Source organism: Alcanivorax sp. HI0083 (genome assembly GCF_001635175.1).
The window spans coordinates 1-860 of sequence record NZ_LWFX01000837.1 but is presented as its reverse complement, the minus strand read 5'-3'; the positions used below and the strand labels follow the sequence as shown (position 1 = coordinate 860).

Annotated in this window: 1 protein-coding gene; it reads left to right on the top strand. The window is 58.4% G+C overall.

The window, feature by feature from the left end:
* The coding region (locus tag A3754_RS08045) for an IS110 family transposase (RefSeq protein WP_063519270.1) at positions 1-774 on the top strand (774 nt) is incomplete at its 5' end.
* Between the last annotated feature and the right edge of the window lie 86 nt (positions 775-860).

The window sequence follows — 860 nt, the reverse complement described above, 5'->3', positions numbered from 1 at the left end:
CTGGCGCACTGGTTGCACCAAGCCGGTGTGACGGTCTACGTGCTGAACCCTGCCCGCGTGCGCTACTACGCCCGTTCCCTGGGCGATCAAGGCAAGAGTGACAAGAAAGACAGCAAACGCATTGCCCATTTTGCTCTAGCCAACCCGGAGCTGACGCCTTGGCAGCCTGAGCCAGAGGAAGTGCGGACCCTCAAGCAGCTGGCGAAACGGCTGGAGACGGTGCAAAAGGACATTCAGCGGGAACAGAACCGGTTAGAAAAGGCGCAGTTCAACCGGGATACGCAAGCGGAGCACTCGATTACGCATGTGCTGGCGTTGCTGCGACGGGAGGCCAAACGACTGGTCAAGGAAGTGGATGAGCATATTGATCGCCATGACGGCCTGAAGCGCGATAGAGGCTTGCTGGAGAGTATTCCCGGTATTGGCGAGGTGCTGTCGGTGCATTTGTTGGTGGCACTACGATCAAGGCGCTTCAAGAGTGGCAGACAAGTGGCGGCCTTCATGGGGCTGGTGCCGGTGGAGTGGACCTCGGGCAGTTCGGTCAGGCACGCGCCGCGGCTCTCGAAGAATGGCGACCCCGCGTTGCGGCAAAAGTTATACATGGGTGCCGTTGTGGCGATGCGGCATAACCCCAGCATTCGGCGCCAATATCAACGGCTGTGTGCTGCAGGCAAACGAAAGATGTCAGCGCTGGGCGCGGCCATGAGAAAACTGGTGCACATCGCTTACGGCGTGCTGGCGCACCAGAAAGAATATGAACCACAGCCCGTTTGAGAGGGGTTGTGGTTCATTGGGAGAGACGGTATCTACAAACCACAAAACACACCATCCACTCGTAGGTCGTGTTTACCCAAGGGCAC